Raw genomic sequence first — 18,011 nt, 5'->3', positions numbered from 1 at the left:
TTGCATCAGGGCATTTCCTGATTTTGTCAGTCCGATATCGCAGTTCTTCCCTGTAAGAACGGCAGGGTCGGACTGACAAGTCTGATGGGTTTGCCAATCGGCAAGGCTTTAAAAAGCCAGTGTTTCCGCAAATTCCCTTTCGAAATTTGGGGTGAATACTTTTTTCCCTATGGAGCTGCGGATGTCTTCTATGGGCCAGAAGCGTCCTCCGTCCAGTTCTTGGCTGGGAGCGATTGCCCCGTCATAGATTGTCTTGTATGAGAATACCAGTTCTTTTTCCTTGTCTGATTCAAAGACATAATGCTTCAGCGGCTGGGGAGTGAAGTTCTCTATGCCAAGTTCTTCCCGTGCTTCGCGCTTCAGTGCCATTTCCACGCTTTCTCCCAGGTCGACATGTCCTCCTACAGACGTATCCCATTTCCCGGGCTGTATGTCTTTCCATTGCGGCCGTTTCTGGAGGAACAATTCTCCTTTGGAGTTGAATACATGCAAATGTACGACGGGGTGCAGCAGTTTGCTTCCGTTATGGCATTCTCCGCGTGTCGCCGCCCCTGTGATGTTCCCGTTCTCGTCAACAATGGGAAACATTTCTTCGCTATTGTCTTTCATGCTGTTTTTCATTCTATTTTCATGCAAAGTTATGAAAATAAACCGAAACATCAAGCGCATTCAGTTGTCGTAAAAGTCTTTAAGCATCTCTTTCAGTTTCTTCTTTGCGCAGAAAATGCGGTTTTTCACCAGGCTTACCGGTATGTTGAACTCCTGGGCTATTTCGTGGTATTTGAATCCTGCCAGCCGCATGGTCAGAATTGAACTGAACCCTTCGGGCAGTTTGCTGATGATTTTATGTATTTCTTCCAGGTCATATTCGTTGCAGATGAGCAGCCCTTCCTCTTTGTTTACTTCCATGAAGATTTTGTCGTCTGAAAGCGAATTCCTTTGCGTGTGCTGCTTGTCTTGGCAGATGTTCAGGTATGTATTGTGCATGATTGTATACATCCAGCCTTTGAAGTTGCTGTTTTCGTTGTATTTGTTTTTGTTTACAAGAGCTTTTAAAAATGTTTCTTGCAGCAAATCTTCAGCTTCTTCTTTTTCGCTGAACAATTTGCATGCATAGCCGAACAACTTGTCGTGTAATGCGAGCAATTCCTGTTCAAATTCGAATTCTTCCATGTTGCGTTTCCTGCGATATAGTCTGGTGATGAAGGCTTCCGGAATGCAGATGCCTGCCGGCTGGTCTGACCGCATCCGGTTTCTTTTGAATGAGTTTCAGTTTGTGGAAAATCCTGTCCGGCCTGTTCTGTGCATCGGTGTTTTGATTTCCCGCATTCTTTCCTGTGGTTCGTTGGTGTGTTTCCATAACATTTCTTTTTCTTGAAACAGTTTCAAGCCGTCCATAACGTTTGTCATCGCGTTGTTTTTATGTTGTGTCGTATGCCAGCTTTTCCCCTTCGGCTGTTGATAAATAAGTTAAGCGTGGGGAACTTTAGTATTGCCCGTTCAGAAGTATCCCCATACTCGATAACCATGCAATACATAAAGCCCCACGCCCATATTAATCGGTCATTGACGCAAAAGAAAGCAATCGCATCAATGGCATACTATGATATGGCCCGCAGAGCATTTTGTATTATCCAGCGTTATCGTTGAAATTGGGGATTTCCTGAACCTTGGATAATGTCTAAAACGCTTCTTCTGTTCTTTTACAGAACATATTGCAAATATAAAATAAAATTTAAAAGAGTGAAAACAATGGAGTGATTATTTTAGAAATAAGTCAGGCTCTTTCATTTAAAGAGTAAATAAGCCCTGGTTTTGACTGGGGAATCATTGTTCTTTGCGCATAGCGGTGCTTCGCTATCTCTGTGCTTTGTATGTTGACTGTACATGTGATGAATGATTTTCATGTTTTTTATGCTAAAATTCAACAATGTGTGCAACTTTTCAAACGAGCGTGTTGTAATATATTTTCTACCAACGGATAACAGATCGTTTATGGGAAAGAAAATATTACTGTTAAGCATATTGAGTATGTTGCCGCTATTGTCATTTTTTGGATGCACGACCGACTCTCGTGGCAGGGAGGACGGTATGGGGCTTTACACCCTGCCGGGCGAGGACAGCCCACATGAAGGCACATGGCTTTCATGGCCTCACCACCATACGTACGGGAAAAAATACAGGGACGAGATAGAACCCGTTTGGGTGGCCATGACGGATGCTCTCACGGAAGGCGAGCGGGCACACTCATGGCCTGCGAGAGTTCCGTCGTCAGTCCCAACCGCAATCCGGAAATGAGGCGTGACGAGATGGAAGAACGCTTGCGCTACTACCTCGGCATCACCAATTTCGTCTGGCTTGAGGGCGCGCTTAATGAAGACATCACCGATGCGCACATCGACGGGATGGCCCGTTTCCTCGACTCTCACACCATCCTTGCCATGGCACGCGATGATTTTGGAGACTTGTATGAGAGTATCTCTATGGCTGACTATGACAAAATCGTGAGTGCGCGCAATGCCGCAGGCGAACCGTACAAGATCGTCGAATTTCCCCTGACCAAAAAGAAGATGAAGGGGCTGGGTTACAAAGGCTCTTATCTGAACTTCTATGTCGGGAATAAGGTCATACTCATGCCGGTCTACAACGATGTGAACGACAGCGTTGCGGCAGAGCTGCTGGCTAGGTTATATCCCGGGCGCAGGGTTGTGAAGATAGATGTGGCGAAGCTCTATAAATATGGTGGAATGCTGCATTGTTTCACGCAGCAGCAACCGCAGTCGCCACGTTGATGTAACGTGCGTGATTCGAGTGTAAGTGGTGAACAGTGCGTGGATTCTCTGTGGACTGTTCATAGGCTTGCTTTTCTCATTGTAAGCATCTTTAACACATTTCTTTTTTCATATTCTTTCAAATTCGTCCTGTCTTCTTACATTTTTTTCAGATAGATTTCCTAATTTTGGCTTCTGTAATAATTTATCAGTAGTCCATAGTTATTTTATGACAGGCAACTTGTAATGATGATGAAAAAGACCTTTTTCTTTTACCTTTTATTATGTTCGTTATGCGGAACGGTAGCTCAAGCCAACATTTATTTCAAGCACTTGGGCAAGTCAGATGGATTGTCGCAGATATCTGTCATGTCTATTTCTCAGGATGAACTGGGGAGGATGTGGTTCGGCACCTTTGAGGGGCTTAACTGCTGGGACGGCACTACCATGACCGTTTATAACCCTTCGGAAGAGCCTGACGGCGTTTTTACAGGAGGTGGCGTTTTTGATTTGGTATGCGACAAACGGGGAAGCGTATTCTTTATCTCCAGCAACAGACTGGTTCGCTATGATTTGCAGAATGAACGCTTTATCAAGGAACTTTCTCATGCCAGCTGCATCCATTCCGGCAAAAATGAAGTGTGGGCGGCCAGCCGTGACAGTTTGTTCCGTTGGGACATCAGTCGCAAGAAGTTTCTTTTTTCTTATCGGATGCCTCAGGGGCAGAGCATCACGTGCATTGGAACAGATGCAAGCAACCGGCTTTGGATAGGGACACAGACAGGACTGTTTTGTTCCAGTAATCTTCAGAAGATTTCCCCAGTGTGTGTCATTCCTCATGCCAATATTTGTTCGCTTTATGGGGATAATCGGAACAGAATGTGGGCGGCTGCTTTTCGCAAGGGAATGTATGTAGTGGAAAATGCTGCTGACAACCATAGTTTTACAGTCCGGAGCGATATCAAACTGTCGAGCGATGACGTGCGTTGTTTCGTAGAAGATGAAGAGGGTTGCATATGGGCGGGAACGTTCGACGGATTGAATAAGATTGATTTGCAGGGGAATGTCGCCAGATATGCCAAGGATACCAAACCCGGCAGCCTGACCCATTCTTCAATCTTTTCACTGTATAAAGACCGGCAAGGCACTATTTGGATAGGCACTTATTATGGAGGAGTGAATTATTTCAATCCGCAAACGGATATATTCAGACACTATGCTTCCGACAAGCGTCGGAATGATTGTCTTAGCTTTGCTTATGTGGGCAATATGGTAGAAGACAAGCGGGGAGATCTGTGGATTTGTACGGAGGGAGGCGGTCTGAACCGTCTTGACCGTAAGAGCGGACTGTTTTCTTACTATTTGGACGGGAACATCCCTGCCGGTGAAGTGTTTTCCAACTTGAAATGCATCGAGTACGACAAGAATCAGGATTGCCTGTATATCGGTACCCATAAGCAAGGTTATCTTCGTTTTGACATTCCGGCAAATAAAGTGACTCACTATCCTGAACTGCACAATCAGTCCATTAATGAAATAATGCTGAAAGGAGATACGCTTTTTCTGCTTTCTCCTGACAAGGGATTATATATCAGTTTGAAAGATGGAAAAGGGCTGCAGCGGCTTTTCCGGTCGGAGCGCGATATACATTGGGGAGGCATCACGATGCTGGTTGATTCGCGTAATGACCTTTGGGTTTCCCAGTTCTCCAGAGTCTTGCGCATCAATCTGGATCATCCGGAGCGGAAAGCAATTTATAATTATGGCGAGAACGGGCTGGGAATGTTCCAGGTCACTAAGATGGCGGAAGGAAATGACGGGGCTGTTTATCTGGCTACGTATGGCTCCGGATTATATCGCTTCAACGAGGCTGGCGGATGTTTTGACCGGTGTCCCATCGGTTCCATACGCTATTGCTACAATTTGCTGAACACGCCTAAAGGATACCTGGTCTTGTCGAATGAACAAGGGCTGCTGCTTTATCATCCGCAGACCGGCGAAAAACGCTTTATTGATATGGAACGGCAGCTTCACCTGTCTGCTCTCAACGAGGGATGCGGCATTTTGCGGTGTCGTGACGGTGAAATGTTTGTGGGCGGGGCAGATGGCATGTCTTCTTTCTCGCTCCTCAAGTTTCAGCGTTCGCAGCCGGATTACAGGCTTTATTTTTCATCTTTGGCTGTCAACGAGCAGCAGGTTTCTGTCCATACGTCCGACGGTATTCTGCCTGTGGCCTTTCCTTTTGTAAAAGAAATCAGGCTTGCATACAATAAGAACAACATATTGATCACCTTTGCTTCTGATAACTATGTCAGCAAGCACCTTTACGAATATCGGCTGGGCGAAGAGCAGTGGAATGCAGCTGTTGATAACAGGATCAAATACACCAATCTGCCGCCGGGGAATCATGAACTGCAGGTGAGGGAAAGAGCCGAAGGCACTCCCGGCAAAACCTTGCTTCCTATCACACTGAATATTATTGTAGAGCGTGCCTGGTGGACCACATGGTGGGCATGGAGCATTTATGTTCTTCTGGTATCGGCTGTCGTGTGGCTTATACTCCGCAACTGGCAGACTAAACTGCGGCTGCGTGCTTCGCTGGTTCAGGAAAAGATGGAGAAAGAGAAGAACAAAGAGCTGGTCGAATCGAAGTTGCAGTTTTTTGCCAATATATCGCATGAATTCCGCACGCCGCTGACTCTCATGATTTCTCAGATAGAGGCTCTGCTGCAAACTCCTGCCTTGTCACCTTATATACGGACCCGTCTGCAGAAGATTTATAAGAGCACATACCAGTTCCGCGAACTGATATCCGAATTGCTGGACTTCCGCAAGATGGAGCGTGGCAAGCAGACGCTGCATTTGCATACATCGGACATGGTGCCTTTCCTGAAACAGATTCACGAAGAATTTGTGAGTCAGGCGCGGTTGCAGGAAATTGAGTTTGTGCTTGCCGTTCCGGAAGGCAGCCTGTTGTGTCAGTGTGATGACCGCCAATTGCGGAAAGTGTTTACTAACCTCTTGTCAAACGCATTCAAGCATACTCCGAAAGGAGGAAAGGTTGAACTGGTTCTCGAAGAACTGGCGGATGCTGTAAAGGTGAAAGTGATAGATAATGGCGAAGGCATTCCTCAAGAAGCTCTTCCTTATATATTCGACCGCTTTTATCAGGTGGATTCGTTGTCGTCCGCACCGGCAGGAAGCGGCATTGGACTGGCGTTGGCTAAAGGCATTATTGATCTGCACCACGGCACAATCGATGTGCAAAGCGCGCTGGGATACGGCAGTATCTTTACGGTGACATTGCCCAAAGGACATCCGGACGAGGCTGAGATGCAGGCTGAGGCTGTCGCTGCCGAGGGCGTGTCGCCATATCCTTCGGTTGAACCGGATGCAGACGCCGGCGGGCAAGCGGTTGAAGCTGGAACATCCGGAGAGAAGATGTGTGTTCTGATTGTTGAAGACAATGAAGAACTGCTTCAGATGCTTATTTCGCTGCTGTCACCGCTTTATCGGGTGGTGATAGCCATGAACGGTAAAGAAGGGCTGGCGCGTGCCAAAGACGAACATCCCGACTTGATTCTGAGTGATGTGATGATGCCGATTATGTCGGGTACGGAAATGTGTACGTTGTTAAAGAATGACTTCGATCTTTGCCACATCCCAATCATATTGCTGACTGCCTTGGGAGCTGATAACAATAAGTTGGAAGGATGGCAGTGCGGAGCCGATGACTATATCGAGAAACCGTTCAGCAACCGCTTGCTTTTGGGGCGGATTGCAAATATTCTGCGCAACCGTAAGCTGCTGCAGCAGAAGTTTGGCAAAGGAATGACGACCGACAGTGCAGATGATGTGGATATACAGGCACTGGCTTTTTCACCTATAGATACCCAGTTCCTGACCAAGCTGAAGGAGGTTGTAGAAAATCATTTGAGCGATCCCGATTTTGATGTGAATGTGTTGGCGCAGGAATTGGCCGTCAGCCGCAGCTCTCTCTACAACAAGCTGAAAGCGCTGAGCAGCATGACGCCGAATGAACTGATTCTGAATGCGCGTCTGAAACGGGCGGTCGAAATGCTGAAAACGAATCCCCAGATGCAAATTACGGAGATTGCTTTTCAGAACGGATTCAGCTCGTTGCGCTATTTCCGCCATTGCTTCAAAACGCATTTCAATTGTACGCCTCAGGAGTATAGGGACGGCAAGAAAGAGGAAGAGCAGCATTGAATGTCGGACTGAAAAACTGCACCGCACTTAAATCTTCTGACTGCAATTGTCAGCGTGTTTAAGTGCGGTACCTTCTTGCATGGTTTGATCAATCTTGTCCTTCGAAGAGGTTTTGAATGGCACAGAGCTCTAACTTTATTTGGGCATGCTGCTCATCCGCACGGTTATTTCTCCTTCTGTTTTTCCGAAACGGCATGCGGCTTCTATTATCTGTACGCCTTCGAGCGGATATTCTTTTTCAGACAGTTTGGGAGCGGGGAATGTTTTGAATACGGCTCCGGCCGGTGCGGTTATTTCCATGTAGAACTGTTTTCCGTTCCGTGTCAGTACCGCCTTGTTGCCGTTTGTTTCCACCTGTGCCTTTGTCACAATGTTGAAATAAGCGGTTGAATTGGCATTCAGCAGTTCCACTTTGTCTGTAACTTCCATCGTACAGTCGTCTATCAGCGTAAACGTGCGGAACACAGATTCGGCTTTGTCCTGATATAAGCTGGTCATGTTCAGTGTAGCAGACGGTTGGGAAGCATCTGGATGTTCTTCGCATACGAAAGCTTCGCCCGAAGCATGTTGCAGATGACGGTCGATGTGGAGCGTATTGTGCGAGAAGTTGTTGTTGCGGAAGTATTCCCAGCGTTTTCCGTTTGGCGCATAATCCCAGAATCCCGGCAGGGCATAGTCGTCGGCGCCCAGCTCTTCCGTCCAGCATACGCTGTCAGCTTCCAGCAGGAAAGTTCCGCAGTCGAGTTGCTGGTGTGCCTGGCTTGGTTCCCCTCCTTTGGCAATGAGGAAGACGGAGCCTTTTTTCTTGCGGTCGCCGTTGAATACGACCAGGTCGTTGATGTCATTGTGATACACTTCCATGCGCGGCAGCGAGTCGCTGGCAGTTGCTGTGGCAGTGTTAAACCATGGCAAGGCAAGATAGAAGTTCTGGTTCTGCGGAATGCGTTTGCGGAGCGTTTGTTTCAGCTCTTCCCGGTACCATTCGGCTATTTCCGGCTGGTTGTAGAGTTTGCTGAACAGGAAGAAGGCTGGTGAGTTCTCTTTCCCCTCTCCGGAGTTGGCGAAATTGAAAATACGTCCGGCAGGTGTCAGTGTACGTTTGTAGAACAGCGCAGTTTTTGATACGCCCGGCAGTTTGGCGATGTTTCCCCTGTCGCCTCCGTTGTCTGTTACAGCTTTCAGATAGAGAGCCAGGTAACTGTTGGTATATCCCCAGTATCCGGGACCTTCGTAGCAGACACCGTCGGGCGCGAAGTGCTTCAGGCAGTTAGGCATGTACTTGGCAGCGTTTTTCAGAATGCTGTCCGTTTCCTGCGGATAATCTTCGGCTACGGCCAGTGCGCCGAGCGTCATGCCTGTGTTGCACACCACGTTCCAGTTCGTTTCGCGTTTAGCCCAGCTTCCGGGTCCTCCGTAGGCATATTCACGCAGCACTTTGCTGACAGCGTTCTTGTAGATGCAGTTTTTCACCAGTTCCTTTGTCGCCTCGGGCAGCGCGTCAAACAGCCAGTCGTAAGCTATGGCCACGGCAGTAGTCATTTCGGCCGTGTCCAGGTAATGTTTCGGATCCCAGTCGGGGAAATTGCATACCCATAGCAGGGCTTCGTTGGCTGCCCTCAGGTATTTCTCGTCACCGTAAAGCCGGTAAGCCAGTGCGAGTGTTCCCAGCCGTGCCACATAAGCGCGTGAAGTCCATAGCATATTACCGTATTTGTCGAATTTGTAGGGAATTTGCGGCAGTTGCGCGATGGAGTCTGCCTGACTTCTCAGCGTATCTGCCAGTTCGCCTGCCAGCGGGTCTTCTTTTATGAGCCGTTTTACGGCAGGCTCTTCCGCACGGGTGAACAGCAGGCGCGGATGTTCTGTCAGGATGCCCCGTTCGTTTCGTTCGGGAGTGCACGAAAGCGCTCCCACACACAGCAGCAGCGCAAGGCTGCATTTCTTCAGTGTAAGACAAAAGTTCGTTTTCATACGGTTGATTATAGAGTTGGTTTGCTTTTCATTTCGATTGTCATCTTTCCGCCTTTCAGCACTTCCTGCTGGTCTATTCTGAATCCGTCAATGCGTTTGCCGTTCAGACGGATTGAATGCACGTATTTGTTTTCCTTGGATGCTCCGGGAGCTTCAATGACAAAGTCTATTCCACGTCCGTACTTTCCGTCCAGGTGAATGGTGATTTTAGAGTAGCGTGGAGTGGTCACTTCATAGAAAGGCTTTTCCGCACATCCGCCGTCCATCTGGAACAGGCCTATGGCACTCATGACGAACCAGCTGCTCATCTGTCCCAGGTCCTCGTCACCCGGATAAGCGTCATAGGAAGTGGTTCCGTAATACTGCTCCTGGATGGCACGCACCCACTTCTGCGACAGATGGGGGGCGCCTGCCCGGTTGAACAGATAAGCCACTTCCATCGAAGTTTCGTTTCCGTGATTGATGGGATAGTTGGCGAAGTCATCTCCCGAAGCGTTGAAATTGGCATACGAAGATTTCTGCATCGCGCTGTCCAGACGGGACACGAACCGTTCCCTTCCCATAAGCTTGATTAATTTTTCCGGGTTATGAGGCACAAACCATGTGTAGTTGAATGCATTTCCTTCCGTGAACCCCGGCGTGTGATATGGATCGAACGGAGTAATCCAGTTTCCGTCTTTATCCTTCGGACGGATGAATCCGCTCTTGGTGTCGAACAGGTTGGTCCAGCTTTCAGAACGTTTGGAGAAATATTCATAATCAGATTCATATCCCAGATATTTTGCCATTTGAGCTAGACACCAGTCATCGTAGGCGTACTCCATTGTATTGGATACCTGCCCCATGCCTTGAGGGATATATCCGTATTTCATATACGGGACCAGATCTTCCACACCTGCCGTTCCGCCGCCTTCATGGCGTTGGGGAGGAGTCAGAAGCATTTTCTTCAGTCCCTCATAAGCAAGTTTCAGGTCGAAGTCGCGGATGCCGCTCTGCCATGCTCCCCATATCTGAGAAACCATGTGCATGGCTACCATAACGCCGGTATGTTCGATTCCGGCAGGATCCGTGTTGAACCACCCTCCGTTCTTGTACAGGCTGATGGCCGAGCGGGCCCACATGGAAGAAAGTTCCGGAGCCGTCAGATTAAAAAGCTGCTGGTTGTCCCAGAAGGTATTCCAGTATTCTCCGCTTACCACCCGGTCATTGGGTGATTCAAGCCGGCAGATCTGCTCCCGTTCATCGCGGTAACGTCCGTCGAAATCGCTCCATGAGGCTTTTGCCGAATAGGCTCTGTACAGGTTTGAGTAAAACTTTTTCTGTTGCAGATAGTCATCAGTTTCAATTTCGATGCGCGACAGGTAGTCATTCCAGATTGAGCGGGCGTTTTCTGCCACCTTTTCCAGATCCCAGCCGAAAGGAAGTGCCAGTTCCTGCCGGAGGTTGTTGCGTGCTCCCGCCACATCGACCAGGGAAACACCGGTGCGCACTTGCACCGTGCTTGCATCCTCTTCCGCCGGAAAATCGAGGAAGAAGCCCACATCTCCCTTTCCGCACACCTCGGTGATGTTGTGCATGATTTTGGGCTCCGTTTCAAATTCATGGGTGGAATGCCAGGCACCCAGGTATTTTTGTTCCGCCTTAATCTGGTCATTGACCCATCCTCCCATTGAGGCAAAAGATTTGTCGAACTGCATTACAAAGTGAATGGTATAGTATTGTTCTGCGGTGTATCCCGTATATGCGCCGAAATAAGTCGCGTAGCCTTCTATCTCGGTGTCGCTCACTTTGGTGATATGCGCGTCCTGCAGGTTGTGCGGATATTCGCTGGGAGCATACAGATCTACCAGCACCCGCCGGTTCTTGCATCCGGCGGGGAAAGTGTAGCGCTGGATGGAAGCGCGGTCGGTTGCCGAAACCTCTGCCGTGATTTTTGTGTCCGTCATGAACACCGAGTATTTGCCTACTTCCGCCTTTTCGGTCGATTTGTCAATCCGCGAGCGGTATCCTGCGTCCGGATTGTCCTCCGGTCCCGGATTGACCTGCAATTCTCCGCAGGTGGGCTGCATCAGGAACCCGTCTATTGTCCAGTCGCAGAAATGATTGAATCCGGCGATATTTTCAATCGTATATTCATAGCCCGCCTTCCATTTCTCATCCTCGTTGTCGGGAGCGATCTGTACCATTCCGAACGGCAGCGAAACGCTGGGCTTATACATCCACCGGGAGTTTCCTGTGCCCATCAGTATGTCCACGTCGTCTGCATATTCGTGCAGCGGCTTGGGAGCCAGACTGACGGTTCCCCTGTATAGCAGTTCGTTGCCGGCATAGATGGCAAACGCTTCTTCCTTCGGGCTTTTTGCTGCCGGAACCAGTATCTGCTGGATGCTTTTCCCCGTTTCTATCCGCCGGGTCACTTTCGTCTTTCCGCAAACGAATGTCAGATTCCGGGGACGGTCGTACTGAACCATGTCCACGAGAATCGGCAGGCTATGTTTTTTCCCGGACTTTTCATATTCAAAGTCCGCGGCTTTGACAGACGTTATCAGCGAAGAAGAGATGGGAGTGATGTCCATGCCGTCGGGACCGCTCAGTCTGATGCAGTCGAACATGCACCAGCGTCCTTTCACTATTCCCATCTGTATCCGGTTCATTCCCTTTTCCAGCCATCCGACAGGAAATTTGATGGTCCATTCCTGCGGGTCCGGCTTTTCTTCGCCGGTCAACAGCTTGTCTGTCGATTTCCCCTCTATTTTCTTCTCGAAGCGGTGCCCGTTCACTTCAACCCGCAAAACAGGAAGTTCCTTGCCGTTTGCTCCTGCAAAAAACAAAGACAGAAGGCAGTTTCCTTCCTTTCTCGTTTCCGGCAATTGAAAGTTGATGACCGGGAAATGGCGCGGATGATATCCGGCATAATAACCTCCTCCTCCCCATCTGTCTTTGGGACCGGGCAAAACGTAAGGCCAGTTCTTTTCCGGGGTGGAATAGCCTACGGCAAAGTGCTTTACTCCCGTAAAGTCGATCAGGAAGTTTTTGTAGTGACTGGGGTAAAGGGCAAACTCTGCCGGACTGCCGTCTTTTTCCCCGATCTCAAACAATACATTGTCTGCCCTCATGCTGCCTGCATGAGTTCCCGGCTGGGATGCCCACAGATTTCCGCAGCCGGTAATGAGCAGAGCGAACAATAATTTTACTTTCATGGCTTGGTCGTTTTTTAAGGCACGCTTGTATTTTCTATTTGTCTATAAAGATAGCCATTTATTTAAAGTCGGGCGGACGATTACGTTTATTAATGGGGATATATTGTCTTATGCTGGAAATTTAACGGTGAATTGGACGCATTTGTATCTGCCTTTGGACAAAATCTCCCCTTTCCGCAGGACGGAGATGGAATATCTGGAAGGATTTTCTTCGTTGGTTGAGAGCAAAATCTATATCTCCAGCCTGGAGATACATATCTTTAAGCTGGAGATAAGGAACCGTGCGAAGCTTCCGGTTTTTGCAGACCGGCAAACGGCATTTCCTGTTTCGGAGCCGTCTTTTTTTCTGCGCTGAAAACAAGCCCTTTGTTCTTTCTCCTTTCATACGGTCTGGTCTGACCGGACGCTGTTTAATAGAGAATTAACACAGAAATGCTGCATCCGTTTGTACTTTCTTTGGATAAAATCTCCCGTTTTTGCTGTTTGTTAAAAACGAAAGGATATACTATTTATCCCCCAGATATAGATGATTTGATACCCGTGTGCATGTTGAATATTAGTACGTTTGCGACACAACCTTAAGATTAAATTTAGTTATGTGTCAATTCAAAAAAGAAAAGCACAGTCAACGTGCATTATTTTCCGCTCTCTTTGTAGGTGGAACCTTGTTGATGGCGGCTCCTGTGTATGCGGCAGCGCCGGATGATACAAGCGGAAGAACCGTAGATTCGTCATTGAGTGTTTTGCAGAACGGACGTACCGTAACGGGCGTGGTGAAAGATTCCGCAGGAGAACCGATTATCGGTGCCAATGTAAAGGTAAAGGGAACTTCGAAAGGAACGATAACGGACCTCGACGGTAACTTTTCGCTGAACGGCATTGCTCCGGATGCGGTGCTGGTGGTCAGCTACATCGGTTATAAGGAAACAGAAGTGCGTGTGGGAGACCGTACCAGTTTGTCTGTGCAGCTGGTGGAAGATTCGAAGGTGATAGATGAAGTGGTGGTCGTAGGTTACGCTACACAAAAGAAAGTGAACCTGACGGGTTCGGTGTCTTCTATAAATATGTCGGAAATAGCAGAAAAACGTCCTATCACTAATTTGTCTTCGGGCTTGGCTGGCATGGCTTCGGGTGTGTCGTTCAGAACGAGCAGTAATATTCCGGGTAATGAAAGTGCCAGTATTTTGATTCGCGGACAAGGAACATTGAATAACTCTGCACCGTTGGTGGTTGTAGATGGTGTGGAAAGTGATATTGCCAATGTCAATCCTCAGGATGTAGAGAGCATGAGTGTCTTGAAAGATGCAGCTTCTTCATCCATTTATGGTTCGCGTGCCGCTAACGGTGTTATTTTGATTACTACCAAGAAAGGTAAGGAAGGCAAAATCAACATTGATTATACAGGATATGCATCATTGGAATCGGTAGGAAAAACAGTAGATGCTGTGAGCAACTATGCCGATTATATGGAACTGCGCAATGAAGCTCGTCAGAATTCAGGAGATAGTCCGCAGTTTGAACAGAGTGTGATAGATGCCTGGAGAAATGACGCAGGGCGTAATCCCTTGATATATCCTAACACAGATTGGGTGGATGAAGTGTTCAAAACAGCCGTGGCAACTAATCATAATTTGTCTTTGAGCGGTGGTACGGACAAACTGTCATTCTATACGTCGTTTGGTTATAGCAACAATCCCGGTATCATGGAGAACTCCGGTTATGAGCGCTATAGTTTCCGTTCGAATGTGGAGGCAAAACCGACCAAGTGGCTGACATTGGGTATGAAATTGAATGGTTACCTGTCAAATAACGATATCGGTTCAGATTGGGTGGATGATTTGTTTACCTATGGTTATGCAAGTACGCCCGGTATCGTCTTGCGTGCTCCTGACGGACGTTTTGGAGGTCCGCAGGCTGTAGGCGAAGATATACAGACCAACAATCCCTTGCAGCAGCTGTATTCTCGCACTGGCAACAAAAAGAACCGCAACTTGCGTGCTGCGTTCAATGGTACGATCACACCGCTGAAGGGCTTGAGCATCTCCGGTTCTTATTCGTATGAGCTGACAGACAAGGATAACTGGGAGAAACCGAATCAAATGGCCTTATGGAATTTTGCTACCGATCAGGAAGTGCGGCAGACTTATACGGGCAAAACATACGTTTATAATTACAACCGCAAGATAGAGCGGATGTTCATGGACCTTGTGGTGCGCTATAACAATAAGTTCTTCAATGATAAATTTGATTTGAATGTGATGGCAGGTGCCAGCCAGGAAATGCGTCGCGACCGCAGTTTCAGTGCTACAAAATATGATTGGATTGATTCATCCGTAGATGTCATAAATGGTGCGACGGGCGATGCAACAGCCAGCGGTTCGCATACAGAATGGGCGATGCGTTCTTATTTTGGCCGTATTAACCTGGCGTGGGCAGATCGTTATTTGCTTGAAGCAAACTTGCGTGCAGATGCTTCCTCACGTTTTCTGGACGGAAACCGTTGGGGATATTTCCCCTCATTCTCTGCTGGATGGCGTGTTGATCAGGAGGCCTTTATGGAAAGTACCCGCAACTGGCTGGATGCGTTGAAGCTCCGTGTGTCATGGGGTGAATTGGGTAATAACTATTTGAGCAGCGATTATCAGGCCATCTCAAAATATGCAGCGACCAATTATTCTTTTGGCGGACAGATGCAGACCGGTATGACTATCACTGCGCTGGCAAACGGAGCCTTGACTTGGGAAAGCACTGCCGTTACCAATGCGGCCGTTGACTTTACGATGCTGAACAGCCGTTTGTCTGGTACTGTGGAATACTTCTACAAGAAAACTTCCGACATTTTGATTGACCTGCCTGCGCCTTTGGTACATGGAAATGCGAGCATCCCTACACAAAACAGTGCCGAAGTGACAAACAAAGGCTTCGAACTGTCATTGAACTGGGCGGACAACATCAATGACTTCCATTATAATATCGGAACAAACATTACTTTTGTGGACAACAAGGTGACGAAGTTCAAAGGAGATGAGCCGAGCATCAACGGAAGTACGATGATAAAGGAGGGTTATCCTATCAATGTACAGTATTGTCTTGTGGCAGACCGCATCATTCAGACACAGGAGGATTTGGACTATGTACAGTCTTTGGTTGACAATGCGCCTTTGGGTGAGGATGGCAAGAAAGTCAATCCGTTCCAGACTTATCAGCGTCCTGAACTGGGTGACGTGCTTTATAAAGATATGGATGGAAACGGTATCTTCAACGATGATGACCGTGTGCCTATGGGACATGGTGACACTCCGCGTTTCTTCTATGATATCAATTTGGGATGTTCGTGGAAAGGTCTTGACTTCTCTATGCTGATGTCCGGTACTGGCAGTTATAAGGTGCAGTATCAAAGCATGCACACTACCAACATGCCGGCCAGCGGTTATCAGATAGGTCAGGAAATTGCTGACGGTCGCTGGTATGAAGGCCGCACTACGCCTGCCAAATATCCGCGTTTGCTTTCAAATGACGGTCGTAATACCCGTAACAGCACATTGTGGCTGACAGACCGGAAGTTCTTGAAAATACGTAACGTTCAGTTGGGCTATACTTTGCCAGCAAAATGGGTAAAGGCCGCTTCATTAAGCCGTGTACGTGTATTCTGCAGTTTGGAAAACTTCTTTACTTTCAGTGATTTTGTTGGTATGGATCCTGAGAATACGCAAAACTTGGCATATCCGAATATCCGTCAGGCTTCTTTCGGGGTAAACGTTTCATTCTAATGTTATTAATTCAGACAAATATGAAGAAATATATATTGATTTTGGCTGCTGCCGGCATGTTGGGCGGTTGCTATGATTTGGATCAGTATCCGCATGACCAACTGAGTAGCGGAAGCTTCTGGAAAACAGAAGATCATGCTTATCAAGGGATGGTTTCTATGTACGGAGATTTGCGCAATGAGAACGCATTCGGTGCTTATTACGATAACGATGCGTTGGGTGAAATAGCCATGGATTACAATAACTGGCTGATGCCGTCTATTATAAAAGGAACGTATACCGACCGTACAGGTACTGTACAGAGCCGTTGGCAAACTTCGTATGACGGTATATTTCGTGCTAATCTGCTGCTGCAAAACATTGATAATGTAGATATATCAGATGATGAGAAAGCAGTTTATAAAGGCGAGGCTTATTTTGTCCGTTCCTTGTTCTACTTCTTGCTGCTGGATTACTACGGTGGAGTGCCTTTGTACGATGAAACGACAATCGTTTCCAATGAATTTATGGACATGAGAAAGCCTCGTACGACGGCCGAAGAAACACGCAAGTTTATTTTGGATGATCTGGAAAAAGCTATCTCTGTGTTGCCTGTCAGTTGGGATGCCAACAATTATGGCCGTGCTACGCGTGGAGCTGCTGTGGCTTTAAGAGGAAAAGTAAAGCTTTATGCGGGTGACTATCCAGGCGCAGCCGCCGACTTTGAAGAAATTGTCAATGACCCCGAAGGACGCGGTTATGGTTATAAGTTGAACGACAGCTATCCTGAGTTGTTTACGGTGGCAGGTGAAAACTGTGCGGAAATGATATTTACAATTCAGGCAATCAGCGGTACGAATCAGGAATATGGTATGGGATATCCTTTGCGTTTGGGTACTCGTGCTACTTATGGAAGCTGTTGGAACAATTGCATGCCTACTGATATTTTAGTAGATATGTATGAGAACAGTGACGGATCAAAATTCAACTGGGACGATTATTTCCCTGGCATTACCGGTGATCGCAAAAAGCAGGATGAAGTTTTTGCCGCCACCTTGTCGGAAGATGGGAAAAGCGTAGCTCAGTATCCTCAGGATTTGGATAAAATCCGCGCTGCTTACGAAAACCGTGATCCGCGTCTGGAACAGAGCATCATTACTCCGTATTCTACATATTTGGGTTATAATACAGTGACGAACAGTGAAAATCCGGTTGAATATGTGTTGGCCCAGGGGGTAAATGAAGCAAACGGTTTTATCCGGGACAATCTGGGGCATTATAATTATTATTGGCGGAAGTTTGTGCCGGAAGGCAACATGGGAGGGCAGTTGGATGACCGTTCTCATTCTCCTGTTGATTTTCCTCTTATTCGTTATGCAGATGTATTGCTGATGTTGGCTGAATGTTATAACCAAATGGATAGACAAGATGATGCTGTAGCATTGATTAATCAGGTTCGTCAACGTCCGTCTACCCATATGCCGGCATTGAATAGCGGTCCTGCCTGGCTGGAAGCTCATAGCAAAGACGAAGTGTTTGAACGCATCGTGCAGGAGCGTGCCGTAGAACTGGCTTGTGAAGGCCATCGTTTCAGTGACTTGCGCCGATGGGGTATGTGTGAAGAGAAACTGAACTTTGAATACGATGATATTCGTGGCAATGTTCGTTATACCCGCGTCTTTACAGACCGCGACTACTTGTGGCCGATTCCTGCCGTAGAGTTCGAGCGTAACCCGAATCTTGGCGACCAAAATCCGGGCTGGTAAAGAGCAACTAAGATTTTTTTTAATTGGGAAAAAACAGTGAATAAGAATTGTGCGGTGGTGTGGCCGGCAGGTCATGCCGCCGTATGGATAGGGTTAATTTTATGAATAGAAACAGCAAGGTAAAAATGATTGCGGCTTTCTGCCTGTCCTGCGCGTTCGGTCTGCTCCACGCGCAGGATGCGGAGAAAGCATTCGTTAAGGAGAACATGACTTTTGCGGCCGGGCAGTACCGGCTGATGTTGCAGACTCCTGCTCAGGGCAAGGACGGCAAGGGTGTGATGCCTCACAGCACGCGCAAGGACGGGACAGTGTCGAAGGCGAGCG

At 47.7% G+C, this 18,011-nt stretch carries 9 protein-coding genes and 1 pseudogene; 6 read left to right on the top strand and 4 right to left on the bottom strand.

Features of this window, described 5'->3' with window-relative positions:
* Positions 1-108: 108 nt before the first annotated feature.
* A complete protein-coding gene (locus NW212_RS07705; protein WP_258338071.1) occupies positions 109-609 on the bottom strand; it encodes an NUDIX domain-containing protein in 501 nt (166 codons plus the stop codon).
* 60 nt (positions 610-669) lie between these two features.
* Positions 670-1,248, bottom strand: coding sequence for an RNA polymerase sigma factor (locus NW212_RS07700; RefSeq protein ID WP_258338070.1), 579 nt, complete (start codon positions 1,246-1,248; stop codon positions 670-672).
* A gap of 747 nt (positions 1,249-1,995) precedes the next feature.
* Between NW212_RS07700 and NW212_RS07695 the strand changes: the two genes are divergently transcribed.
* The 3 genes from NW212_RS07695 to NW212_RS07685 all read left to right on the top strand — a co-directional run bounded on the left by NW212_RS07695 (position 1,996) and on the right by NW212_RS07685 (position 7,001).
* Positions 1,996-2,298, top strand: coding sequence for an agmatine deiminase family protein (locus tag NW212_RS07695; protein ID WP_258338069.1), 303 nt, complete (start codon positions 1,996-1,998; stop codon positions 2,296-2,298).
* Positions 2,250-2,792, top strand: coding sequence for an agmatine/peptidylarginine deiminase (locus NW212_RS07690; protein WP_258338068.1), 543 nt, complete (start codon positions 2,250-2,252; stop codon positions 2,790-2,792). The genes NW212_RS07695 and NW212_RS07690 overlap by 49 nt, the downstream gene beginning before the upstream one ends.
* Positions 2,793-3,017: 225 nt before the next feature.
* Positions 3,018-7,001 carry a two-component regulator propeller domain-containing protein gene (locus NW212_RS07685; RefSeq protein WP_258338067.1) on the top strand — a complete coding sequence of 1,328 codons (3,984 nt, stop codon included), beginning with the start codon at positions 3,018-3,020 and terminating at the stop codon, positions 6,999-7,001.
* A 135-nt stretch (positions 7,002-7,136) separates the two neighbouring features.
* Here NW212_RS07685 and NW212_RS07680 read toward each other — a convergent pair whose 3' ends face one another.
* Positions 7,137-8,972: a D-glucuronyl C5-epimerase family protein gene (locus tag NW212_RS07680; RefSeq protein WP_258338066.1), complete on the bottom strand. Its 1,836-nt coding sequence runs from the start codon at positions 8,970-8,972 to the stop codon at positions 7,137-7,139.
* An 8-nt stretch (positions 8,973-8,980) separates the two neighbouring features.
* Entirely contained in the window at positions 8,981-12,172 is a 3,192-nt protein-coding gene (locus NW212_RS07675) for a GH92 family glycosyl hydrolase (RefSeq protein WP_258338065.1), read from the bottom strand.
* A gap of 596 nt (positions 12,173-12,768) precedes the next feature.
* On the opposite strand from NW212_RS07675, the gene NW212_RS07670 reads away from it, so the two are divergent.
* The 3 genes and pseudogenes from NW212_RS07670 to NW212_RS07660 form a co-directional block, all read left to right on the top strand.
* Entirely contained in the window at positions 12,769-15,942 is a 3,174-nt protein-coding gene (locus NW212_RS07670) for a TonB-dependent receptor (RefSeq protein WP_258338064.1), read from the top strand.
* Between the two features lie 20 nt (positions 15,943-15,962).
* On the top strand, positions 15,963-17,687 hold the full coding sequence (locus NW212_RS07665) for a RagB/SusD family nutrient uptake outer membrane protein (RefSeq protein ID WP_258338063.1): 1,725 nt from the start codon (positions 15,963-15,965) through the stop codon (positions 17,685-17,687).
* A gap of 101 nt (positions 17,688-17,788) precedes the next feature.
* A pseudogene (locus NW212_RS07660) lies at positions 17,789-18,011 on the top strand (glycosyl hydrolase family 88); the annotation flags it as partial.

It is taken from the genome of Bacteroides sp. ET225 (genome assembly GCF_024733745.1).
Taxonomy (GTDB): Bacteria; Bacteroidota; Bacteroidia; order Bacteroidales; family Bacteroidaceae; genus Phocaeicola; species Phocaeicola excrementipullorum.
This window is presented reverse-complemented; position numbering and strand designations above follow the sequence as displayed.

Bases quoted from the DNA above. Each gene is read 5' to 3' on its own strand.
- NW212_RS07705 (WP_258338071.1), bottom strand. From the start codon at position 609: ATGAAAGACAATAGCGAAGAAATGTTTCCCATTGTTGACGAGAACGGG.
- NW212_RS07700 (WP_258338070.1), bottom strand. From the start codon at position 1,248: ATGCGGTCAGACCAGCCGGCAGGCATCTGCATTCCGGAAGCCTTCATC.
- NW212_RS07695 (WP_258338069.1), top strand. From the start codon at position 1,996: ATGGGAAAGAAAATATTACTGTTAAGCATATTGAGTATGTTGCCGCTA.
- NW212_RS07690 (WP_258338068.1), top strand. From the start codon at position 2,250: ATGGCCTGCGAGAGTTCCGTCGTCAGTCCCAACCGCAATCCGGAAATG.
- NW212_RS07685 (WP_258338067.1), top strand. From the start codon at position 3,018: ATGATGATGAAAAAGACCTTTTTCTTTTACCTTTTATTATGTTCGTTA.
- NW212_RS07680 (WP_258338066.1), bottom strand. From the start codon at position 8,972: ATGAAAACGAACTTTTGTCTTACACTGAAGAAATGCAGCCTTGCGCTG.
- NW212_RS07675 (WP_258338065.1), bottom strand. From the start codon at position 12,172: ATGAAAGTAAAATTATTGTTCGCTCTGCTCATTACCGGCTGCGGAAAT.
- NW212_RS07670 (WP_258338064.1), top strand. From the start codon at position 12,769: ATGTGTCAATTCAAAAAAGAAAAGCACAGTCAACGTGCATTATTTTCC.
- NW212_RS07665 (WP_258338063.1), top strand. From the start codon at position 15,963: ATGAAGAAATATATATTGATTTTGGCTGCTGCCGGCATGTTGGGCGGT.